20 protein-coding genes and 1 tRNA gene are annotated in these 21,283 nt (G+C 67.7%); 10 read left to right on the plus strand and 11 right to left on the minus strand.

Annotation, left to right across the window (positions count from 1 at the left end; translation table 11 throughout):
* The first annotated feature begins 59 nt into the window (after nt 1–59).
* A complete protein-coding gene (locus ACKY0W_RS20055; RefSeq protein ID WP_409435509.1) occupies nt 60–956 on the plus strand; it encodes an alpha/beta hydrolase in 897 nt (298 codons plus the stop codon).
* A complete protein-coding gene (locus ACKY0W_RS20060) occupies nt 943–1,578 on the plus strand; it encodes a maleylpyruvate isomerase family mycothiol-dependent enzyme (RefSeq protein WP_409435510.1) in 636 nt (211 codons plus the stop codon). The genes ACKY0W_RS20055 and ACKY0W_RS20060 overlap by 14 nt, the downstream gene beginning before the upstream one ends.
* 23 nt (nt 1,579–1,601) lie before the next feature.
* Here ACKY0W_RS20060 and ACKY0W_RS20065 read toward each other — a convergent pair.
* Both ACKY0W_RS20065 and ACKY0W_RS20070 read right to left on the minus strand, forming a co-directional pair.
* Nucleotides 1,602–1,677 (minus strand) — tRNA-Thr (locus tag ACKY0W_RS20065).
* Between the two features lie 29 nt (nt 1,678–1,706).
* A complete protein-coding gene (locus ACKY0W_RS20070) occupies nt 1,707–2,933 on the minus strand; it encodes a DNA polymerase III subunit delta' (protein WP_409435511.1) in 1,227 nt (408 codons plus the stop codon).
* 51 nt (nt 2,934–2,984) lie between these two features.
* Between ACKY0W_RS20070 and ACKY0W_RS20075 the strand changes: the two genes are divergently transcribed.
* Nucleotides 2,985–4,628, plus strand: a complete 1,644-nt coding sequence (locus tag ACKY0W_RS20075; protein ID WP_406756924.1) for an adenylate/guanylate cyclase domain-containing protein — start codon at nt 2,985–2,987, stop codon at nt 4,626–4,628.
* Between the two features lies 1 nt (nt 4,629).
* On the opposite strand, the gene topA is transcribed toward ACKY0W_RS20075, so the two are convergent.
* The 3 genes from topA to ACKY0W_RS20090 form a co-directional block, all read right to left on the minus strand.
* Nucleotides 4,630–7,446: a type I DNA topoisomerase gene (topA, locus tag ACKY0W_RS20080; protein WP_409435512.1), complete on the minus strand. Its 2,817-nt coding sequence runs from the start codon at nt 7,444–7,446 to the stop codon at nt 4,630–4,632.
* A gap of 116 nt (nt 7,447–7,562) precedes the next feature.
* Entirely contained in the window at nt 7,563–8,174 is a 612-nt protein-coding gene (locus ACKY0W_RS20085; RefSeq protein ID WP_409435513.1) for a hypothetical protein, read from the minus strand.
* Between the two features lie 126 nt (nt 8,175–8,300).
* Nucleotides 8,301–8,504 carry a cold-shock protein gene (locus ACKY0W_RS20090; RefSeq protein WP_005138711.1) on the minus strand — a complete coding sequence of 68 codons (204 nt, stop codon included), beginning with the start codon at nt 8,502–8,504 and terminating at the stop codon, nt 8,301–8,303.
* Between the two features lie 382 nt (nt 8,505–8,886).
* Between ACKY0W_RS20090 and ACKY0W_RS20095 the strand changes: the two genes are divergently transcribed.
* Nucleotides 8,887–11,250: a DEAD/DEAH box helicase gene (locus ACKY0W_RS20095; protein ID WP_409435514.1), complete on the plus strand. Its 2,364-nt coding sequence runs from the start codon at nt 8,887–8,889 to the stop codon at nt 11,248–11,250.
* 298 nt (nt 11,251–11,548) lie between these two features.
* The gene (locus ACKY0W_RS20100; protein WP_409435515.1) at nt 11,549–12,616 is read left to right on the plus strand and encodes a PAS domain-containing protein; all 1,068 of its coding nucleotides are present in this window, start codon (nt 11,549–11,551) and stop codon (nt 12,614–12,616) included.
* Here the strand turns inward: ACKY0W_RS20100 and ACKY0W_RS20105 are convergent.
* From ACKY0W_RS20105 to ACKY0W_RS20130, 6 genes are all read right to left on the minus strand, one after another.
* The gene (locus ACKY0W_RS20105; RefSeq protein WP_409435516.1) at nt 12,613–12,930 is read right to left on the minus strand and encodes an Rv3654c family TadE-like protein; all 318 of its coding nucleotides are present in this window, start codon (nt 12,928–12,930) and stop codon (nt 12,613–12,615) included. The two genes, ACKY0W_RS20100 and ACKY0W_RS20105, sit on opposite strands and share 4 nt — an antisense overlap.
* 16 nt (nt 12,931–12,946) lie before the next feature.
* On the minus strand, nt 12,947–13,297 hold the full coding sequence (locus ACKY0W_RS20110; protein ID WP_409435517.1) for a TadE family type IV pilus minor pilin: 351 nt from the start codon (nt 13,295–13,297) through the stop codon (nt 12,947–12,949).
* 3 nt (nt 13,298–13,300) lie between these two features.
* Entirely contained in the window at nt 13,301–13,492 is a 192-nt protein-coding gene (locus tag ACKY0W_RS20115) for a DUF4244 domain-containing protein (protein WP_406756923.1), read from the minus strand.
* A gap of 90 nt (nt 13,493–13,582) precedes the next feature.
* Entirely contained in the window at nt 13,583–14,173 is a 591-nt protein-coding gene (locus ACKY0W_RS20120; RefSeq protein WP_409435518.1) for a type II secretion system F family protein, read from the minus strand.
* The gene (locus ACKY0W_RS20125) at nt 14,170–14,982 is read right to left on the minus strand and encodes a type II secretion system F family protein (protein ID WP_409435519.1); all 813 of its coding nucleotides are present in this window, start codon (nt 14,980–14,982) and stop codon (nt 14,170–14,172) included. The genes ACKY0W_RS20120 and ACKY0W_RS20125 overlap by 4 nt, the downstream gene beginning before the upstream one ends.
* Entirely contained in the window at nt 14,979–15,155 is a 177-nt protein-coding gene (locus ACKY0W_RS20130) for a hypothetical protein (RefSeq protein WP_409435520.1), read from the minus strand. Before ACKY0W_RS20130 ends, ACKY0W_RS20125 begins: the two co-directional genes overlap by 4 nt.
* A gap of 171 nt (nt 15,156–15,326) precedes the next feature.
* Between ACKY0W_RS20130 and ACKY0W_RS20135 the strand changes: the two genes are divergently transcribed.
* The 5 genes from ACKY0W_RS20135 to ACKY0W_RS20155 all read left to right on the plus strand — a co-directional run bounded on the left by ACKY0W_RS20135 (nt 15,327) and on the right by ACKY0W_RS20155 (nt 21,196).
* Entirely contained in the window at nt 15,327–16,028 is a 702-nt protein-coding gene (locus ACKY0W_RS20135) for a hypothetical protein (RefSeq protein ID WP_046284843.1), read from the plus strand.
* A gap of 64 nt (nt 16,029–16,092) precedes the next feature.
* On the plus strand, nt 16,093–17,346 hold the full coding sequence (locus ACKY0W_RS20140; RefSeq protein ID WP_052741218.1) for an ImmA/IrrE family metallo-endopeptidase: 1,254 nt from the start codon (nt 16,093–16,095) through the stop codon (nt 17,344–17,346).
* A gap of 22 nt (nt 17,347–17,368) precedes the next feature.
* On the plus strand, nt 17,369–18,574 hold the full coding sequence (locus ACKY0W_RS20145) for a tyrosine-type recombinase/integrase (RefSeq protein WP_109401152.1): 1,206 nt from the start codon (nt 17,369–17,371) through the stop codon (nt 18,572–18,574).
* On the plus strand, nt 18,558–20,786 hold the full coding sequence (locus ACKY0W_RS20150; RefSeq protein ID WP_046284844.1) for a tyrosine-type recombinase/integrase: 2,229 nt from the start codon (nt 18,558–18,560) through the stop codon (nt 20,784–20,786). Before ACKY0W_RS20145 ends, ACKY0W_RS20150 begins: the two co-directional genes overlap by 17 nt.
* On the plus strand, nt 20,783–21,196 hold the full coding sequence (locus tag ACKY0W_RS20155) for a hypothetical protein (protein WP_046284845.1): 414 nt from the start codon (nt 20,783–20,785) through the stop codon (nt 21,194–21,196). Before ACKY0W_RS20150 ends, ACKY0W_RS20155 begins: the two co-directional genes overlap by 4 nt.
* The last annotated feature ends 87 nt before the right edge of the window (nt 21,197–21,283 follow it).

The following is a 21,283-nucleotide window of genomic DNA, read 5'->3' on the forward strand; positions in this document are numbered from 1 at the left end:
TGACACGTACGGTGTACGCAATATACAACACGTACATCGTACGTATCTAAGGAGGCGATATGCCGTTCACCACTGTCAGCACCGGATTCGATTCGGAAGGCACTCGCTGTGCCGCCTGGCTCACGCTGCCCGAGGGGCCTGGCCCACACCCGGTGGTCGTACTTGCGCACGGGTTCGGCGCCAACCACACCATGTCCCTCGGCCAGTACGAGCAGCACTTCGCCGGGGCCGGAATCGCGACGCTGGCGTTCGACTACCGACACACCGGCGATTCCGGAGGGCTACCCCGGCAGCGCCTCAGCCTGACCCGCCATCGTCAGGACGTAGGCGCGGCGATCGACTTCGCGCGTAGCCGTCCCGAATTGGACTCCACCCGGATCGCGCTGTGGGGCACCAGCTTAGGCGCCATGCACGTGCTCAAGGTCGCCGTCGGGCGTGCTGATCTGGCTGCCGTCGTGGTGCAGTGTCCCATCGTCGCCGGACCGGCGACATTGCGTCGGCTCGGACTCGGGGCAGCACTGCGGCTCGGGCCGGCTCTGCTCGCCGATGCGGCCCGGCGCCTGGTCGATGCCACACCGCATTACGTGCCCATCGTGGGCCCACCGGGAAGTACGGCCGCAGTGACCGTTGCCGGATCCGTGCAGGGCTGGAACGGCGTCGCCTCGCCAGACGGGTCATTCGACAACCGGGTCGGCGCCTCGGATGTACTCGGTATCGCGTTCACCAGTGCCCTGCGGTCGGCCCGTGAGATTGCGGCACCGTTGCTGGTGTGCGTCTGCGAGCGCGACAACCTCATGGACCCGCGCCACGCCGTCACCGTCGCGGAGCGCGCCCCGCGCGGACAGGCCCGCCACTACGACAGCGACCACTTCGAGGTCTACCACCCGCCCCTGCTGGACAGACTTCTGCGCGATCAGACCGACTTCTTGCGGGGGTGCTTCGATGCAGTCGCGTAAGTTGCTCTACCAGAATGACATCCGGTTTCTCGCGGCAGCCCGGGAATGGTCACCGACACAGTGGGCGCAGCCGAGTCTGTGTACGCACTGGACCAATCACGATGTGTTGGCGCATCTGGCACTGGGCTATCGCGCCTCTGGCACGCAGATGACTTTCGCGATGGTGCGCCGTGGCGGATCGTTCGACCGTGCTAATGCGGTTCTTGCACAACGCCTTGCCCAACGTCGGTCACCGGCGGAGCTGCTGGAGGACTTTGCCACCGGGATGTCAGCCCCGCGAGGCTTGGGCAGGGCCTTCCCCAGACGACTGCTGCTGGGCGATCACGTGATCCACGAGTTGGACATTCGGTTCGCGCTGGGACTGGACTCCACCATCGGGCCGGCACAACTGGCCGCGGTGCTGGACACCCAGGTGCAGATACCGAATCCGTTCATCCCGTCGCGGGCGTGGGCCCGCGGATTGTCGTTACGGGCCGAAGACCTGCACTGGAAACACGGCGACGGGCTCACCGTCACCGGGAACGCAGCACACCTGGCCTCGGTACTCGCGGGCCGTCCGTGGGCGCTTCAGCATCTCCAGGGGAACGGAGTCGACGTACTGCGGGATCGATTGGCCGGATGACGACGGCCTGAACTGCCAAAAAGTGGAGCCACCTAGGAGAATCGAACTCCTGACCTATTCATTACGAGTGAATTGCTCTACCGACTGAGCTAAGGTGGCGCGCCCCGCCTAAACCGGGCCGGGTCAGTCTACAGGTCGTCCCGCAGGGCCTGCCCGACGGTGGCCACCATGGCGCCGACGGCAAAGCGGGGCTTGACGTTGGCCGCCAGGGCGTCGCGGCATTCGAGCACCGCCTCGATGCAGCGCAACAGCCGATCCGGCGACGCGTGAGAAGCGATCGCCGCGACCGCATCGGTCATGTCCGGGTGGTTGGGCCGGGCGACGCCGGCCGAGGCCGTGGCGGCCAGCAGGGCGTCGCGGAAGTAGGTGGCCAGATCGATCAGTGCCCGGTCCAGCGCATCGCGCGAGGCCCGCGTCTGACGGGACTTCTGCCGGCGCTCCAGGTCCTTGATCACCCCGGCGGTGCCGCGCAGTGTTCCGGCGGTGCCCTTGCCGGTGCCGCCGGCCCCCAGCGCGGTGCGCAGTTCCTCGGTTTCCACCTCGGCGCGTTCGGCGGTCAGATCCCGGGCCTCGGACTCCGCCGCGGCCACCAACTCGTCGACCGCGGTGAACGCCCGCGACGGGGTCGCCGCGTCGCGCGCCAGTGACAGCGCGCGCTGGCGGCGCTGGCGGGCCTCGGAATCGGTGGCCAGGCGCCGGGCCCGTCCCACGTGGCCGCCACTGACCGCCGCGGCCCAGTCCGCCGTCTCCCGGTCGAGCCCGTCGGCCTCGATCAGCACCTGGGCGATGGCCGCCGGCGGCGGCGTCACCAACGCCACGTGACGGCACCGGGACCGCAGCGTGATCGCGATGTCCTCGGGGTCGATCGAGGGGGCGCACAACAGGAACACCGTCGAGGGCGGCGGCTCCTCGACGACCTTCAGCAGCGCGTTGCCCGCGCCCTCGGTGAGCCGGTCGGCATCCTCGACCACCACGATCTGCCAGCGGCCGGTGCCGGGCCGGCGGGAGGCGGCCTGCACGATGGCTCGCATCTCGTCGACGCCGATGGACAGTCCCTCCGGCACCACCCGCCGCACGTCGGCGTGGGTGCCGGCCATCGTCGTGGTGCAGGCGCGGCACCGACCGCAGCCGGGACCGCCGTCGGACTCGTCGGCGGTGCACTGCAGCGCCGCGGCGAAGCACACCGCCGCTATCGACCGGCCCGAACCGGGCGGGCCGGTGATCAGCCAGGCGTGGGTCATACCGCCGGCGGTCGTGCCACTGTGTGCTGAATCACGTCGAGACGCCCGCGCGGCAGCCAGCAGGTCGGCTTCGACCGACTGCTGGCCCACCAAACGCGCGAAAACCCCGGACATCATCGGCCACAGTAGTGGCTTGACCGGACATTCGGACTCGGGCTTTGTCGGCTGGCCCGATACGGTGTGCTGGTGAGCACCACGACCCTGGTCGGGCGGATCAACCGATTCGTCCGCTGGGTCGTGCGCACACCCTGGCCGGTTTTCACGCTGAGCATGCTGCAGGCCGACATCATCGGTTCGCTGTTCGTGTTCGGATTCCTGCGTTTCGGCCTGCCCGAGGAAGACCGGATCAACCTGCAGGACCTGCCGCGGCTGAACCTGGCGCTCTTCGCGATCGTGCTGCTGTGCCTGTTCGGCCTTGGGTTTTCGATCAGCACCGCATTGCTGATGCCGGTGTTCCGCTGGCAGCGCCGGGAGGCGCTGCTCGCCGATCTCGAGACCAACGGCGACTCCGATCCCGCCGATACCGAGCTGGCCCGGTCCCGGGCGCTGCGGATGCCGTTCTACCGCTCCCTGATCAGCATCTGTTACTGGACGGTCGGCGGGGTGGTGTTCGTCGTCATCAGCTGGCAAGTGGTGCACGACGTGGTGCCGGTGGTGGTCACCGCCACCGCCCTGGGTGCCGCCGCCACCGCGATCATCGGCTACCTGCAGTCCGAGCGGGTGCTGCGGCCGGTCGCCGTTGCGGCCCTGCGCGACGGCACCCCGGAGAAGCTGCGGGCGCCCGGAGTGATCCTGCGCCAGCTGCTGACCTGGCTGCTGTCGACCGGGGTGCCGGTGCTGGCGATCGTGCTGTCGGTGCTGGCAGGCAAGGCGTCGTTGCTCAACGCCTCGCCGGACAAACTGTTCACCCCGATCCTGCTGATGGCGCTGGCCGCACTGGTCATCGGGCTGGCCGGCACCGTGCTGGTGTCGATGTCGATCGCCGACCCGCTGCGCCAGTTGCGCTGGGCGTTGGGCGAGGTGCAGCGCGGTAACTACAACGCTCACATGCAGATCTACGACGCCAGTGAACTCGGCCTGCTGCAGGCCGGGTTCAACGACATGGTGCGTGACCTGGCCGAGCGGCAGCGGCTGCGCGATCTGTTCGGCCGCTACGTCGGCGAGGACGTAGCCCGGCGTGCGCTGGAGCGCGGCACCGAGCTGGGCGGCCAGGAGCGCGACGTGGCGGTGCTCTTCATCGATTTGGTGGGTTCCACCCAGCTGGCCGCGACACGGCCGCCCAGCGAGGTCGTCAACCTGCTCAACGAGTTCTTCCGGGTCGTGGTCGAGGCCGTCGGACGCCACGGCGGTTTCGTCAACAAATTCCAGGGTGACGCGGCGCTGGCCATCTTCGGTGCGCCCATCGAGCACCCGGACGCCTCGAGCGCGGCCTTGGCGGCGGCCCGCGAACTGCATGACGGCCTGCTTCCGGTGCTCGGTTCCGAAGAGTTCGGCATCGGGGTGTCGGCCGGGCGGGCCATCGCCGGCCACATCGGCGCCCGGGCCCGTTTCGAGTACACCGTGATCGGCGACCCGGTCAACGAGGCCGCCCGGCTGACCGAGCTGGCCAAGTTGGAGGATGGCCACGTGCTGGCGTCGGCGGTTGCGGTCAGCGGCGCGGTCGACGCCGAGGCGCTGTGCTGGGAGGTCGGCGAGATCGTCGAGCTGCGCGGGCGCGCCGCTCCCACTCAGCTGGCACGGCCACTGAATCTCGCAGCGCTGGAAGTGATCCCGGCCGAGGGCGCCGAGACCGCAGCCGCCGCGGACTGACTCAGCTCTTCGAAGCCTTCTTCGCGGCTGCCTTCTTCGCCGGTGCCTTTTTCGCCGGCGCCTTGCGGGCGGTCTTCTTGGCAGCCTTCTTCGCCGGTCCCCGCGCCCGCCGGTCGGCGAGCAGTTCGGCGGCACGCTCATCGGTGATCGTGGCCACCTCGTCGCCCTTGCGCAGGCTGGCGTTGGTCTCACCGTCGGTCACGTACGGGCCGAACCGGCCGTCCTTGATCACCATGGGCTTGCCGCTCGCCGGGTCAACACCCAGCTCCCGCAGCGCCGCGGTCGCAGCTGCTTGGCGGCCACGGCGTTTCGGCTCGGCGTAGATCTTCAGCGCCTCTTCGAGAGAGATCTCGAAGATCTGCTCTTCGGTGGCCAGCGACCGAGAATCGGTGCCGCGCTTCAGGTATGGCCCGTAGCGGCCGTTCTGAGCGGTGATCTCATCACCGGACTCCGGGTCGACGCCGACCACCCGCGGCAACGACAACAGCTTCAGGGCGTCGTCGAGGGTCACGGTTTCCAGGCTCATGCTGCGCAGCAACGAACCGGTGCGGGGCTTGGGGCCGACCGGCTTCTTGCCCTTCTTGGCGGTGCTACCGGACTCGTCATCGGGCGGCGGCGGCAGAACTTCGGTGACATACGGGCCGTAGCGGCCGTCCTTGGCGACGATCTCGTGCCCGGTGGCCGGGTCGACACCGAGCGGTCGGCCCTCCTGCGGGGTGGCGAAGCGTTCCTCGGCCAAGGCCAGAGTCAGCTCATCCGGCGGGAGCGAATCATCCAGGTTGGCCCGCTGCGGGGTCGGCTCGCCGTCGTCACCGGTGACCATGCGCTCCAGGTAGGGCCCGTTCTTGCCCACCCGCACGTAGACCGGTCGTCCCTCGGCGTCGTCGAACAGCTTGATCGAGTTGATCTCGCGGGCGTCGATGCCCTCCAGGTTCACCCCGACCAGCTTCTTCAGCCCGCCGGCCCGGGAGATCGAGCCTTCCACGCCGTAGTCGCCGCCGAAGTAGAAGTTGTGCAGCCAGTCCGTGCGACGCTGGCGCCCGGCGGCGATCCCGTCGAGCTCGTCCTCCATCGCCGCGGTGAAATCGTAGTCGACCAGGCGACCGAAGTGCTGCTCGAGCAGGCCGATCACGGCGAACGCCACCCAGGTCGGGACCAGGGCGCTGCCCTTCTTGTAGACGTAGCCGCGGTCCTGAATGGTCTTGATGATCGAGGAGTATGTCGAGGGCCGTCCGATGCCCAACTCTTCGAGCGCCTTGACCAGCGAGGCCTCGGTGTAGCGCGCGGGCGGGTTGGTGGCGTGGCCATCCGGGTTCGCCTCGGTGGCGTCCACCCGCTGGCCCTGGGTCAGCTGCGGCAGCCGGCGCTCGGCATCGTCGGCTTCGCCGCCGGCCAACTCGTCGACGGTCTCCACGTAGGCCTTGAGGAAGCCGGGGAAGGTGATGGTGCGGCCGCTGGCGGCGAACGTCACCTGCTCACTGCCGGATCGCCCCCCGATCCGCAGGCTCAGCGTGGTGCCGCGGGCGTCGGCCATCTGCGAGGCGACGGTGCGCTGCCAGATCAGCTCGTAGAGCCGGAACTCATCGCTGCCCAGCTCGTTGCGTACCGCGTCGGGTGTCGCGAACGTCTCGCCGGCGGGCCGGATCGCCTCGTGGGCTTCCTGGGCGTTCTTGACCTTGCGGGTGTACTGCCGCGGCGACGGCGAGACGTACTCCTCGCCGTAGAGCTGGCGGGCCTGGGTACGCGCGGCATCAATGGCCGACTGCGACAGCGTCGTCGAGTCGGTACGCATGTAGGTGATGTAGCCGTTCTCGTAGAGCCGCTGGGCGATACTCATCGTCCGCTCGGCGGAGAACCGCAGCTTGCGGCCGGCTTCCTGCTGCAACGTCGAGGTCATGAAGGGCGCGTAGGGCCGCCGGGTGTAGGGCTTCTCCTCGACCGAGGTCACCGACAGCGACGCGCCCTGCAGCCCAGCCGCCAGGGCGGTGGCCGCGGCTTCGTCGAGCACCCGCACCTCGGCGGGCTTCTTCAGTGCCCCCAGCGAGTCGAAGTCGCGTCCGCTGGCCACCCGCAGCTCGTCGACGGCGACCAGTCGGGCGGTGAAGTTGGGCGGGGAGGCCGTCGGGTCGGAGACGCTGGCGTCCAGTTGGGCGACCACGTCCCAGTAGGAGGCACTGCGGAACGCCATCCGCTCGCGTTCGCGCTGCACGATGATGCGGGTGGCCACCGACTGGACGCGGCCCGCCGACAGCTTCGGCGCGACCTTCTTCCACAGCACGGGGCTGACCTCGTAGCCGTACAACCGGTCCAGGACGCGCCGGGTCTCCTGCGCGTCTACCAGGTCGATGTCCAGGTCGCGGGGGTTTTCGGCGGCGTTGCGGATCGCCGGCTCGGTGATCTCGTGGAACACCATCCGTTTGACCGGGATGCGCGGTTTCAGGGTCTCCAGCAGGTGCCAGGCGATCGCCTCGCCCTCCCGGTCACCATCGGTGGCCAGATAGAGCTCGTCGACGTCCTTGAGCAGGTCCTTGAGCTCGGCAACGGTGCTCTTTTTGTCGGGGCTGACGATGTAGAGCGGTTCGAAGTCGGCGTCGACGTTGACGCCCAGGCGCGCCCATGCTTCGGTCTTGTACTTCGCCGGCACGTCGGCGGCGTTGCGCGGCAGGTCCCGGATGTGCCCTCGGGAGGACTCGACAACGTAGTTACGGCCCAGGTAACCCGCAATTTTCCGTGCCTTGGTGGGCGACTCGACAATGACGAGCCGCCGCACGGGTGTCTTATCGCCATTGCGGGCGCTCACCGTTTCAGAGTCAGCCACCTTGCGCTTACCACTCCACTTCTGTCCGCACCGCCGCGTCACGCCGCCAGTGGACACCTGACAATCTCGCACTCACGACCGCGCCGATGCAAACCGGCGTTCAGCAGTGCATTCTCTCAAAACCCGTCCGCATAGCCCGGGATCGTGGCTCCGACACGCGGCCATTGGCTCAACGCCTCGGGGTCCGCGGGTGATTCCCCGACGTTTTCTACCAGCCGCGACAACCTACGGCGGCCGGTGATCCGCAGCGCTGGATGACCCCCGCGGGTGCCGATCAGGGTGGGCGCGATGCCCACCCGCATCATGGCCGAAGCCAGCGGCTCGAAGGTGTCCGGCGCGTGTGGGTCGAGCCCGAGCAGGTATCGGTCGCCTTCGACGGAGCCGGCCGCCAGCGTCCACGCCCGCAGTTCACGCGGACCCGGCAGCCATTGCGGCGGGACGGTCTTGACCGCACCGCGGGTCCACGCCTGGGCCAGCACACGCAAGCGTGCGTCGACCGCGGTCCGCACCAGCGGGGTGTCCTCCTCGGTGCGGGTGACCTCGGACAACAGACCGGCCTCGCCGATCAGCTCGGCCAACGCCACAGCTCGCCACTGGGCGTCGACCACGACCGACAGTCGCGCTCCATCGCCCGCCACGACGATCTGCCCCGGGCCAGCCAGCACCCCGGTGAGGTCGGCGACGCTGGGCGGCACCGACTCTGCCGAAAAGAAGGAAAGCTGGCTCACGTCACCGACAGTAAGCCGGTCCACCATCCGGCGGCATCCGGGGAGGTCTTACCCGCCCGAAACGAAACCCCCCGGCTTAGCTCCGTTGGCGGGAGCTGCCCGGGGGGTGACGTCAAATTCCGTGGCTCAGACGGCGCGGACGCCCGTGGCCTGGGGGCCCTTGGGGCTCTGCCCGACCTCGAACTCCACCCGCTGGTTTTCCTCAAGGGTGCGAAAGCCGCTTCCCTGGATCTCCGTGTAGTGGACAAACACGTCCGCCGAGCCGTCCTCTGGTGCGATGAAGCCGAAGCCCTTTTCCGCGTTGAACCACTTCACAGTTCCCTGTGGCATTTGTCGATCTTTCCTTACTCTTCTTGCCCGGTGCGGTACGCACCGTTGTTCGGGGCACCGCATTTCGCTGCCCCGGGCCTGTTCCGACCGCCGTACCCTGGCGGTCGGCCGGTGCGGACACCGACACTCCCCCGCGGGCACTGCGGCCGCAACCACAGATCCTGCGAAGGCTTAACACGAACACAGAAGCTACGACCGCCCATCAGTCAACCATGTTCGTGGCCCTTAGGACAGACTGCGGTGCCTAAATGACCTGTCGAAGGTTTGAGGCAGGGTGAACAATACGGCGGCGGGCATTCGAGGCCGGCGGTTCAGCGAGACTCGACGTAGGAGAGGCGAAGCTGGGACCGCCGCATGAACCAGGCAATTGAGGACGGGGCCAATGACGGCGAGTTTCGGTGGTGAATTGCTGGCCGCCGCGCTCGCCGGGGTCGAATCCGGTGAAGACCCGCTGCGTCACGTCGCCGATCTGCCGGCGTCAGCGGGCCGCACCGGCGCCTGGCCGGGCTGGGCCGAGCCCGACGTGATCACTGCCTTCACCGGACGGGGGATCGAGGCGCCGTGGTCGCATCAGCTGGCCGCCGCCGAACTGGCGCACGCCGGGCGTCACGTAGTGATCAGCACCGGTACGGCGTCGGGGAAATCGCTGGCCTATCAGCTGCCGGTGCTGCAGGCGCTGGTGACCGATCCCCGCGCCCGGGTGCTCTATCTGTCGCCCACGAAGGCACTGGGGCACGATCAGCTGCGCGCAGCGCACACGCTGACCACGGCGGTTCCCCGACTCGGTGGCGCAGCCGGAGCGGTGGCCCCCACCGCCTACGACGGCGACAGCGCCGCCGAGATCCGCCGGTTCGCCCGGGAACGGTCCCGCTGGGTGTTCTCCAACCCGGACATGATCCATCTGTCACTACTGCGCAACCACGCCCGCTGGGCGGCCTTCCTGCGCGGGCTGCGCTTCGTGATCGTCGACGAATGCCACTACTACCGGGGGATCTTCGGTTCGCATGTGGCGATGGTGCTGCGACGGCTGCTGCGGCTGTGTGCGCGCTACTCGGCGCCGGGGGCACCTACCGGTCCCACCGTGATCTTCGCCAGTGCCACCACCGCATCGCCGGGAGCCAGCGCGTCGGCGCTGGTCGGACAACCCGTCGCAGAGGTCACCGAGGACGGCTCACCACACGGGGCCCGAACGGTGGCCCTGTGGGAACCGGCGCTGCGCACCGACCTGACCGGGGAGAACGGCGCACCGGTACGTCGCGCCGCCGGCACCGAGGCGGCCCGGGTGATGGCCGACCTGATCGCCGAGGGGGCACGCACGCTGACCTTCGTGCGCTCGCGCCGGGGCGCGGAGCTCACCGCGCTGGCGGCCCGCACCCGGCTGGAATCGGTGGCCCCGGCCCTGGTCGAGAAGGTGGCCTCCTATCGGGCCGGATACCTGGCCGAGGATCGTCGCGCCCTAGAGCGTGCGCTGGCCGACGGCCAGTTGTATGGCCTGGCCACCACGAACGCCCTGGAACTCGGAGTGGACATCGCCGGGCTGGACGCGGTGGTGATGGCCGGCTTCCCCGGCACCGTGACATCGTTCTGGCAGCAGGCCGGCCGGTCGGGCCGACGGGGGCAGACGGCGCTGATCGTGCTGGTCGCCCGCGACGACCCGCTGGACACCTATCTGGTGCACCACCCCGCGGCGCTGCTGGACAAGCCGATCGAGCAGGTGGTGATCGACCCGGCCAACCCCTACGTGCTGGGACCGCAGCTGCTGTGCGCGGCCGCCGAACTGCCGCTGACCGCCGCCGAGGTGGCGCAACTGGGCGCCGAGCAGGTGGCCGACACCCTGGTCGACGACGGATTGTTGCGACGGCGGTCCGACCGATACTTCCCGGCGCCCGGACTGGAGCCGCACGCGACGGTAGAGATCCGCGGGTCGGCCGGCGGGCAGGTGGTGATCGTCGAAGCCGACACCGGCCGGCTGCTGGGCAGTGTCGACGCCGGACGGGCGCCGGCCACGGTGCACACCGGCGCGGTGTATTTGCATCAGGGCGAGAGTTATGTGGTCGACTCGCTGGACACGGAGCGCCAGATCGCGTTTGTGCACGCCGAGGATCCCGGCTACGCCACATTCGCGCGCGAGATCACCGACATCGACGTGACGGGGGACGGTGAGCGTGCCTGGTTCGGCCCGGTCAGTCTGGGCCTGGTGCCGGTGACGGTGACCCGCCAGATCGTCGGCTACCTGCGACGGCTGCCGACCGGGGAGGTGCTGGACTTCATCGATCTGGACGTGCCGCCGGCGACGTTGCCCACCATGGCCGTGGTCTACACCATCGCCGCCGACGCGCTGGCCGCCTGCGGGGTCGCCGAACCTGCGATCCCGGGGGCGCTACACGCCGCCGAGCATGCGGCGATCGGGCTGCTGCCGCTGGTGGCCAGCTGCGATCGCGGCGACATCGGCGGGCTGTCCACCGCGGTGGGTCCCGCGGCGCTGGGCGCCTTGCCCAGCGTCTTCGTCTATGACGGCCACCCTGGCGGTGCCGGCTTCGCCGAACGGGGATTCCGTGCGGCGGCCACCTGGCTGACCGCCACCGCGGAGGCGATCGAATCCTGCGAATGCCCGAACGGCTGTCCGTCGTGCGTGCAATCCCCCAAGTGCGGCAACGGCAATGACCCGTTGGACAAAGAAGGCGCGGTGCGCGTGCTGCGATTGGTGCTGGGCAAGCTCGACGGCTGGCGCATCAGTGCGGAATGACTGCGGGAGTCGGCCGACCCCCCGAACGGCCGACTCCCCCGAGCCCTTACCCCGGTAACTGCATCGCAGTGACGGGCGTCACCACGCGAAAAGGCGCGCGGGACCAGTAAGACGAACGGTCGAGAGATGCGATCCGTTCCCAACCCGATACATGATCGGATGCGGCCGTAAGTTACCGGCTGCACCGGATCCTCCGCAACTTGGCAGGGCGCCGGCCCGCGAGAAGCGCTCGTCGGATCCGGGAAATAATTCGCTGTTGACGCTGGTAGAAGGGCGGTGGCCGTAATATCGGTGGATTATGGCGCACGACTGGTTGCTGGTGGAGACCCTCGGGGGTGAACCGGTAGTCGTCGCCCAAGGCCGTCAGCTGAAGAACCTGGTGCCGCTCACCCAGTTCCTGCGACGCAGCCCACACCTCGCGGCGATTCAGACCGCGATCGCCGAATCGGTGCGGACCGGGCAGCCCCTGGCCAGCATCACACCCCGCCGCGATCGGGTGATCCGCACCGAACCCGTGGTGATGTCCGACGGTCGGGTGCACGGCGTGCACGTCTGGACCGGGCCGGCCGACATGGAACCGTCCGAGCGCCCCATCCCGGGCCCGCTGAAATGGGACCTGACCCAGGGAGTGGCCACCGACACCCGAGAGTCGCTGATCAACAGCGGCAAAGACCCGGAGGTGGAGGCCACCCACGGCAGGGCGTTCGTCGAAGAGTTGCCCGCCCGCGAGTTCAGCCCCAACGAGAACAAGGTGCTGGCGCTGGCGATCCGGGCCGAACCCGGCCAGACCATCTGCAGCAGTTGGGATGTCACCGATTTCAACGGTGAGAACATTCGGGTGGGCTTCGTGGTCCGCACCGCCCGCGAGGCCGTCCCCGGCGGGCGTGAGCACCTGGTGACACGCGGGATGAACTGGCGCGGCCAGTTCGATGGCGCGGTCCAGCGCCCCGACTTCCTGGCGCAGCAGATCCTGCACGCATTGGCCCAGCCGGGCGTGCACCGGGCCGTGGTCGATCTTGCCACCCGGCGGCTGTTGAAGTGGCTCGACGACCCGTGCCCGTTCTACGACTGGCGCGGTCCGGCGGACGTCTCGCGGGCACATCCCGACGACCAGGTGCAGATCGCCCGAATGGAAAGCGACCTGGCTCGTTCCCAGGCCCCGGCAAGCGGAGTGCTGCGGCTGCGCCAGGTGGACGGCGGTTGGGCGCCGGTGCACGTGACGGTCAACCGGGTGGATCTCGACGAGGGCACCGTAGCCGGACTGATCGCGCTGCGCCTGCCCACCGCTGCCGAACTCGCCGAGGCGGGGTTGGGCCCCACCGATTCTGATCGAGCCGGTTTGGAACAGGCGCTCGAGGCCCCCTAGGCCGTCGCGATCGGCCCGGCGCGAGCCGCCGCCCGGGCTGGGCCGAGCCGCCAGCCTGGCACTGGCATCACGACAGCGATCACCACATCGAGTCCGTCGACCGTGCAGGTGATTTCAGCGGCATGCATCCGCGAGCCCAGCATGGTGGCGTGCGCGCAGGCCGTCGCGGGCCCGGCGGGAATCCGGGCCGCACCGGCCAGAGCTGCCAGGTCGGCAATGGCCTGCGCGCGATGCCGCGCAATGACCGCGGCACCGAGGATGAAGCCGCCGCCGGTGACGCTCAGCAGCACCGCGATCATCGCGGCGGCCGCCACGGTGGCCCCACCGGATTCACCGCGGCGGCTCGGCTGCCGAGACCGCCTCGGCGGTGATCGCCATGCCGGGCAACAGAACCGGCCGAGCGGTGACACTGGCAACCACCAGGTCGCCCTCGGAGCGCAACCGGACCGTCGCACCGTCGGGTGCGATTCGCCGCACCACCGCGGTGACCGCGGTCGCGTCTCCGCGCGCCGCAAGCCGAGCGGCTTCCCGGGCGGCGTCGACGCAGCGGATCTGGGCGGATACCGCGGTGATCCCGGCCAGGCACAGCACCAGCACCGAGACCAGGGCCGCCAGCGCGAACGCCGCCTCGACCGTGCTGGCGCCGGCATCCTCGGCAAGTGACGCACGGCCGGTCGCCACCCGTCAGACCTTGGTGTTCAACGCGCGTCCGATGACGCGGTTCAGTGCCGACACGATCGAATCACCGGTGACCACGGTGTAGAGGATCGCGCCGAAAGCCGCGGCAGCGATGGTCCCGATGGCATATTCCACCGTGGACATCCCGGAATCATCGGATGCCAACAGCACCATCTTCAACGAGATGACACGAAACATGTTGCGCGCCTGAAATACCCGCGTTCTCATAAAGCCTCCTTCATCGGTAACCCTCTTCGGCTCTCGCGGCCCGCCCGCGAAGATCGACGATCACAGCAGGCCCGACCGCAACACGTCGCCGGCCAACCCAGCCACCACCGGCACGATGCCCAGGCACACGAACGCGGGCAGAAAGCACAGCCCGAGCGGCCCGGCGATCAGCACTCCCGCCCGCTCGGCAGCGGCCGTGGCCGTGTGCGCGGCCTCGTCACGGGACTGCGCAGCAAGTTCGCCGAGCCCGGCGGCCAGCGCAGCGCCGGATGACCCCGACCTTCGAGCCAGACGCAATACCGCGGTGGTGGTCGGGTCGAGTGCCCCGCCGGCCGGTCCGTTCGGCGCCGACCAGGCAATGGCCGGTTCAGCCCCCAGCGCCAGCAGGTCGGCGCCCCGGCTCAACACCCCGGACAGTGGCGGCGGCGCGTGCCGGGCGGTGGCCACGGCCGCACCAGAGACGGACATCCCCGCCGTCAGGCAGAGCGCGAACACGTCCAGGTCGGCGGCCAGCGCCAGCGCGTCCCTGCCCGCGACTGGCCGACCGGGCGGCGGACTGACTGGCCGGGGCAGCCCGGCGCGCGCCCGCACCGTCGCCGGTCCGGCGGCGGCAAGCACTGCCACAGCCAGCAACATCGCTGCGGCGGTCACGTGACACCACCGGCCCGCGTGGTGATCCGGTCGGACCAGAGCAGCCCGGCGCAGACCAGGCTCACCCCGATCAGCGACAGCAGCCCACCCGCTCCGCCAAGGAGAAATCCGACCGGCCGCGCGCCGATCAACTGCCCCAGTAACACGCCGAGCAACGGCAGACAGGCCAAGAGCGTCGACGAGGCGCGGGCGCCGGCCATACCGGCTTCGGCGCGCGCCGTGAACCTGTGCCGGGCAGTGATATCGCGTTGCGCGGCCTGCATCAGGGTGGCGATCGCCAAGCCGTGCTGTCCCCCGAGCTCCCAATAGGCGGCGAGCCGCTCCCACTGCGAGGGCAGCGCCGAGGATCCGGCTACATCACGCAGGCCGGTCGCCACGTCGGCGCCCAGTCGGGCCCTGGCGGCGACGCCGCCCAGGCCGGCGGCCACCGCGGGGTGGTTGGATTCTGCAGCCGCAACGGCGAACGCGCGCACCGGATGTGCTCCCACCCGCAGCTCCGCGGTCAAGGCATCCAGGGCCGTTTCCAAGGCGCGCGATTCCGCGCCGGCCCGGCGGCGGCGCAGACCGCGGCGGTGGCGCACCGCGAACGTGGCCGCCAAAACGACCCCAGCCAGCCACGTGCTCGGCGGCAGGGCCAGCACCGCCAGCACAGCGACTCCGGCCACCGTGCCGACGACGCTCCACCGGCCGGCCCGGCCGACGATCGGAGCGCCAGGGCGGCGGCCGATCGGTGCGATGCGGCGGCGCGGTGAAACACCGAGCAGCGTCGCCGCGGCCAAGGCCAGTGCGGCGGCCGCGGGGCCGCTCACGCGGGCATCCGATCGCGCAGCATGCCGCGGAATTCGACGGCGTGGTCGACCAGGCCACGCCCGGCCTGCCATACCGGCGCGACCTGTACCTGTCCACCGGCGGCGCGGCGCAGCATCGAGATGTCGGTGAGTCGCCGCCTGCCATCGCGATCCCGCGCCACGTGCACCAGCACCTGGTAGGTTTATCAGAGGTTTAACACGTTCTATTGGTTAATCAGCGTGTTTACCTGCACATTAATCATCGTATACATGTATCCTCTTAGGTATGGTTGGCCAAACATTTTCCAAGTTTGCACGGCGTGGCGCGCCGGCCGATGTGGGATACCGGGGTAAAAATTCACCCCATGGACCTACACGACAATCCACAACTGCTGGTGGAGAAGTTCGTCGAGCAGCATGCTCTCGTGTTGGGCGAAACGCATGGCGATCTGTGTGCGAGGTTGGCGGAGGTTCCGGACCGGTACGTCGATCAGGGGAACGATCCCCGAGGAATCACCGTGTCATGCACGCTGCTGGAGACGTTGCTGTTCTCGAGGTGGCGTCGCCAGACCGAGGACTCGACTTTGAAGGCGATCAAGGGCAACGGGTTTGGGATTGTTCTGGTCGACGGGAAGGGGTCTCGTATCGGGGTGCGCAAACATCCACGCAACTGGGACGGCAGCCTGCTCGAATCGGTGGAGTATGTGCCCGGCGAGCATCAGCTGAGTATCGAGGAGGAATTGGGGTACCCAATCGGCGGCGGGGATGGCATTCCGGAGCCTCCCGGGTATCGGCAATACGTACTGTGGTGGCCAGGCAATCTGGGCTTGGGTGGTGCGGTCTTGGCTGCGGGCATACTCACCGACAAGGTTCAGGTACTCTACGCCAGCACTCCGCTGCCGCCACCGATCATGGAGCAGCGTGCGAAAACGGCACCCACCATGGATCCGTTCACGCAGGCTACCGAGGTTGCAATGCCCGGAAAGCGGCGCCGGGACGAGGACTTCGCGGATGCCGACGGCGTCACCGAGGAGACACTGAACGAAGCGCCGCCGGAATCGTCGTAGCCCTCGTGCACACTGCTGGGTGCATGCGGGGCTCCCACTCGGGTGATGTTGAATCGAGCGCACGATGATCGAGGTTTTTGGTGCACGGGTCCGGCAGGCCCGGCTATTGCGGCGCATGACGGCAACTTCTGTGGTGGGCCTGGTTGGCTGGAGCAATGCCCGCCAGACGAAGATCGAGAAGTCTTCGACGATCATGTTGTCCGTTGATGAGGTTGCGGGGCTGTCGGAGTTGTTCCGCTTTCCTGCACGGTTTTTCAGCTCGGAACCGCAGTCTCGCGTATCGGCGGGTGAGTTGCTTTTCCGGGCGCCAAAGTCGATGACTGTTGGCGAGCAGGACTTCTTGGCGACGTTCGCTTCGCTCGCCGGCGATTTTCTCGGCGACCTGGATGAGCGGTCGAAATTGCCTCATGTGAAGGTCCCGTCGATCTGCGGCAAGGATCATCACCGGCCGAGCGCGGTCCAGGCCGCAGGGTGGCTGCGCGAGGCGATGGGGCTAGAACCTCATGAGCCACTGGATGATTTGATGTATGAAACTGAGCGATTGGGTGCACCGGTGATCGTCCGGCGGCGCACTCCGGGTGAGTGGGAGAGCGAGTTCGCGGCCACACCGGGGAGAGCGCGTGACGAGAAGCACTTGGGTTATTCGAGTTGGGTGGGACGACACCGGGATCGCCCGCTCGTAGTGTTGCGCGAATCCGAGTCGTGGGAACGGACCCGATTCACCGTTGCCCATGAGTTGGGGCATTTGGTGTTGCACAGCCGTGGGCACTGCTCGGTGAACTCGGGCGAGGAGTTGGAGGCCAACCGGTTCGCCACCGAGTTGTTGGCGCCCGTCGCCGCGCTGGCGCCGGAGTTGCCACAGGTGATGTCACTGTTGAACCTCAAACCGCTCAAGGACAAGTGGGGCTTGTCGTTGGGTTCGCTGATCATGCACATGCGTGACTCGGGATTGATCGACGCTGATCGCGCAAAAATGCTTACCACACAACTGTATTCACGGATCAATCCTGAGACTGGGCATACCTGGGGTATGACGGAACCCGGATGGAACGAACGTGACCCCGAGCGGCCCAGGCTGCTGCGCAAGTGGGTGGAACGCTGCTACGGGGATGCCTCGGTGCCGATGCTGGCCGCACGCGAGTCAATGATATTTCCATCGGATCTGCTCGAATGGTTCCTGGCTACGCAACGGCCTTCACCTGCATCTGACAGGCGCCCGATGGCTGCCGTCGGGATGCGCGGTGCTAGCGGATCAGCCCCGGAAGAGCGGCATCAAGTGGTCCGCCTCGACGATTTCCGTCGCGGTAAAACTCCATGAACGGCGCGAGAGGCTGCTGAACGTGGCGCGGGTGCAGCGGCTGTGTTTCCCGGACCGGCCTGATACCTACACGGTGGTCGGCGCCGATCGGCTACCCGTTGCACCTGCCCGAGAGTACTTGCGGTTCCTCGCAGATCAGGGCGCGTCTCCAAATACGGTGCGTGCCTACGCATACGGGCTATCGGCGTGGTGGACGGTGCTCGAACACACCGGCGCGGCCTGGGATGATTTTCCCACTAGCCTGTTTGGCGAGTTCCTGTGTTATCTGCGGACTGGGGATCTGCCGGGCATGGTCCGTATCGGTGAGCCCGGGCCTGGGATGGCCGAGTCGTCGTTGCAGCCGCGGGGGGCTGCGGTGTTGTCGATGTACCGGTACTTCGCCGACGCCCACGATTTGACCCGCCCGTACCGCCGCTTGTTTTCCTCCCACGCCCGATCCTCGCGGCGCCGCTATGCCCCCACCCTGGCTGGTGTCGGACCGCGACGTGATCAGGAGGTGCCTGTGCACCGCCGGCGTGCACCCAATCGCAGCGAGACGCCGGTGTTGTTGCCCGATCAAGTCAACGCCATCCTGGATGGCTGCAGTGTGCAGTCGCCGTCGGGTGAGTGGACCGGCAGCGAGGCGGGTTTGCGTGACCGGTTATTCTTCGCCGTCCTGGCCGAGACCGGAATGCGAATAGGTGAAGCATTATCTTTGCGCCACAATGATTTCCATATCACCGGGGGTGAGACTCCGTCGATTCTGGTGGCCGGCCGCGACGATCACCCCCATGGGGTACGAGCCAAGTCCGGTGCACGCCGGATCTACATCGGCGATGATCTGGTAGCCCTCTACAGCGAGTACGTGTGGCAGCTGATCGGGTGGGCCGCCGACGTCGCGGTTGCCGATCTGGCGTCGCACTTCGTGTTCGTCAATCTGGCACGCGGCCAGCGCTATGCACCGTTGCGCCCGGAAACCGTCTACGACAAGGTGGACACCCTCACGGCCGCCCATGCTGATGTGTTGCCGCAGGACTGGACTCCTCACTGGCTGCGCCACACCCACGCTACAGCTCTGCTGTTGTCTGGGGTGCCTGAACACGTGGTGATGCGCCGTCTCGGCCACGCCGATGTGCAGACCACGCTGTCGATCTACGGGTGGGTGACCGCCGACGCCGAGATGCGCACGGTCGCGCAGTGGAAGAGCTTCGTCGCCGGCTGGAAGGTGAGCCATGACTCAACCCCGTAACAGTCACGTCGATTCTGCAGGATCCGCGGCGGCCACCGTGTGGGATCGGCAATGGCAGCAGGTCCCTGAATCGTGGCGAACTTTGCACTACCGCATCGACGCTGCACCGTTCGACGCCGTGTTCGTGCGCAACCAGCGCTACCTGAACAATCCCGACGGCCACGACTTCACCCCCGCCGATGTCCCAGAACGCTTTCGCCAAGAAATGGCGTGGTGGGTGTGGTTGTGCGGCCACGAAGGAATCCGCAAGATCGAGCCGTTCCTGCTGAAGTGGACGGCCGTCGCCTTGACCGACGCCGCCGCCGAGCACCAGCAGCGGTATCACCGGCCTCCAGTGAGCATTGCAGACCTCGCGGCCGAGGATGTCGTACGTCACGCCGTGGTGCGCTTTGAGCGCCGCAACGCCCGCCTGCCCTCCGCGGGGGCTCGGCGCCAGGTCGTGGCCTTGATCGAGCACCTGCATCTTTACGTATCGGTGCGCTGCACCGATGCCCCGTGGTGGGCCCATGACATCTGGGATCTACGGGCTGATCCCCGCATACCACAGCGCGAACATGAACCCAGCCATGACCAAGTCGTCAAACTTGCCGCGATCCACCCGCCCTGGCTGCGTGAGGGCGTGCGGTTCTGGCTGCGCACCTCCATAACCGCGGAATTGCTGCGCTGGTCATCGGTAGCCGATCGTGCTCGCAACATGGCCAGGCACCTCGGCCCGTTCTTGGCCGCCCGCAACATCAGCACCCCACTGTTGGCCGATGACCGCGCCGCCCTGCGGTTGTTGTTCACCGAGTTCTCCAACTACCTGAAATCCCCATCCGCACAGTTCAAACCAGACCGGCCGTTGTCAGCATCCGCGGTGGACTCGACCCAGTCGCAGGCCCAGGTGTTCTACGCCTTCATGGTTGATCACGCCGAGGAAGCCGCTGCGGCGACCGGCGACCCCCGGTGGGCTCAGATCACCGACACCTACACGCGTCTGTGGGGCGCGGCGTTTCGAACGCGCCGCGCCAACCGGCAGCGGGAGCTGACGTGGTTCTCCACGTCGGAATTGCAGCAGATGCTGTGCTACCTCGATGTGCTGGCGGCCGATCGCGGTATGCCGGTGGCCATCACTCACCCTGATGCAACGATCTCGGTTGTCGCCGGCCTCGGAGACCCGCAAGCCGCGCGCGTCTGGCTGCTGCAGGCGCTGACCGGACGCCGAGCCTCGGAGATACTGATGCTCGACTTCGACCCTCTGACCGCTATTCCCGGCCCGGAACGCCCCACAGATTCCGATGACCCCAACGCATTCGTCGCCAAGTTGCGCTACCAGCAGACCAAGGTCGACGGGGTACTGCCGTCGATCCTGGTTGAGAAGGCGGTGGTCAACGTGATCACCGAACAGCAACAGTGGGTTCGCCGCCGCTACCCTGGGCTGAGCCCGAAGTACCTGTTCCTCGGACTGCGCCACCAGCATCAGGGCCACCGGGCCCGCACCTACCAGTCCTACGGTGTGGCACTGAACAAACTCGACAAGGTTCACGGCCTGGCCGACTCGGCCGGGCGTCCGCTGCGGTTCAGCCAGACCCATCGGCTGCGCCATACCCGGGCCACCGAGTTGCTAAACGACGGCGTTCCCATTCACGTGGTACAGCGATACCTTGGGCACGCATCCCCTGAGATGACCCTGCGCTACGCTGCGACGCTTGCTGCAACAGCTGAGTCAGAATTCCTGCGGCACAAGAAGGTCGGCGCACACGGCACCGATATCGCAATCAGTCCATCCGATATTTATGACATGACTCAACTGGCGGCCCGCACGGATCGGGTACTTCCCAACGGCGTGTGCCTGCTTCCTCCGCTGAAGAGCTGTGACAAAGGAAATGCTTGTCTGTCATGCGGGCATTTCGCCACCGACGCCACTCATCTCGACGAATTGATCGCGCAGCGCGCCAAGACCGTCAACTTGATCGAGGTCCGCCGCGAACAGTACCGGCGACGTAGCGGGCGGGAACTCACCGACGACAACGTGTGGATTCACGAACGGCGCCGGGAGATCGCCTCTCTGGACGCGATCATCGAGCGTCTGCACACCGACACCGAGGGCCTCGCGAACGGAGCCAGTGTGGGCGGTGCTGGTGCCTCAAACCGGTTGCCGCTGTTGAAGGTCAAGACCCGCGGCAGCCACGAATCTGTTCTACGCAAAGCCGACCCCAACGCACCCGGATGAGGCAACGCCCCCCTCCCCCTTCGGATAACGCCCGCCGCGCCCTGGCCGACTACCGTAAGAACATCTCCCAGACCAAGCGCCGGGATATCGAACGCGCCATCAAACACCTGCGCAAGACCAACGCCATCATCAACATATCCACCGTCGCTGCCCGCGCCGGCGTAGAACGCAAGACCGTCTACAAGCACCGCGACCTCGTCGCGATCATCGACGCCTACCGACGCCAGCCGCCTTCGCTCGACGCCGCGACGGGCCGCGAGAGCACCGTCGTAGCCGCCCTACGTGCCCAACTGGTCGCCAAGGACGGTGAGATCCGCGCACTGAGAACCAAGCTTGCCGAACAAGAATCGACAATCGCACTGCTCTACGGACAACTCGACGCCGGAAACGGTGCAGGGGGCGGCGGCTAATGGGTGCCATCGCAACAACGGCTTGGGGCACCGCCTGCACTTCACTCGCGATTCCAGCCATTGTGGCGCCGAAACCACGCACCCGTA

The organism is Mycobacterium sp. SMC-14 (assembly GCF_046250075.1).
In the GTDB taxonomy this organism is placed as follows: domain Bacteria; phylum Actinomycetota; class Actinomycetes; order Mycobacteriales; family Mycobacteriaceae; genus Mycobacterium.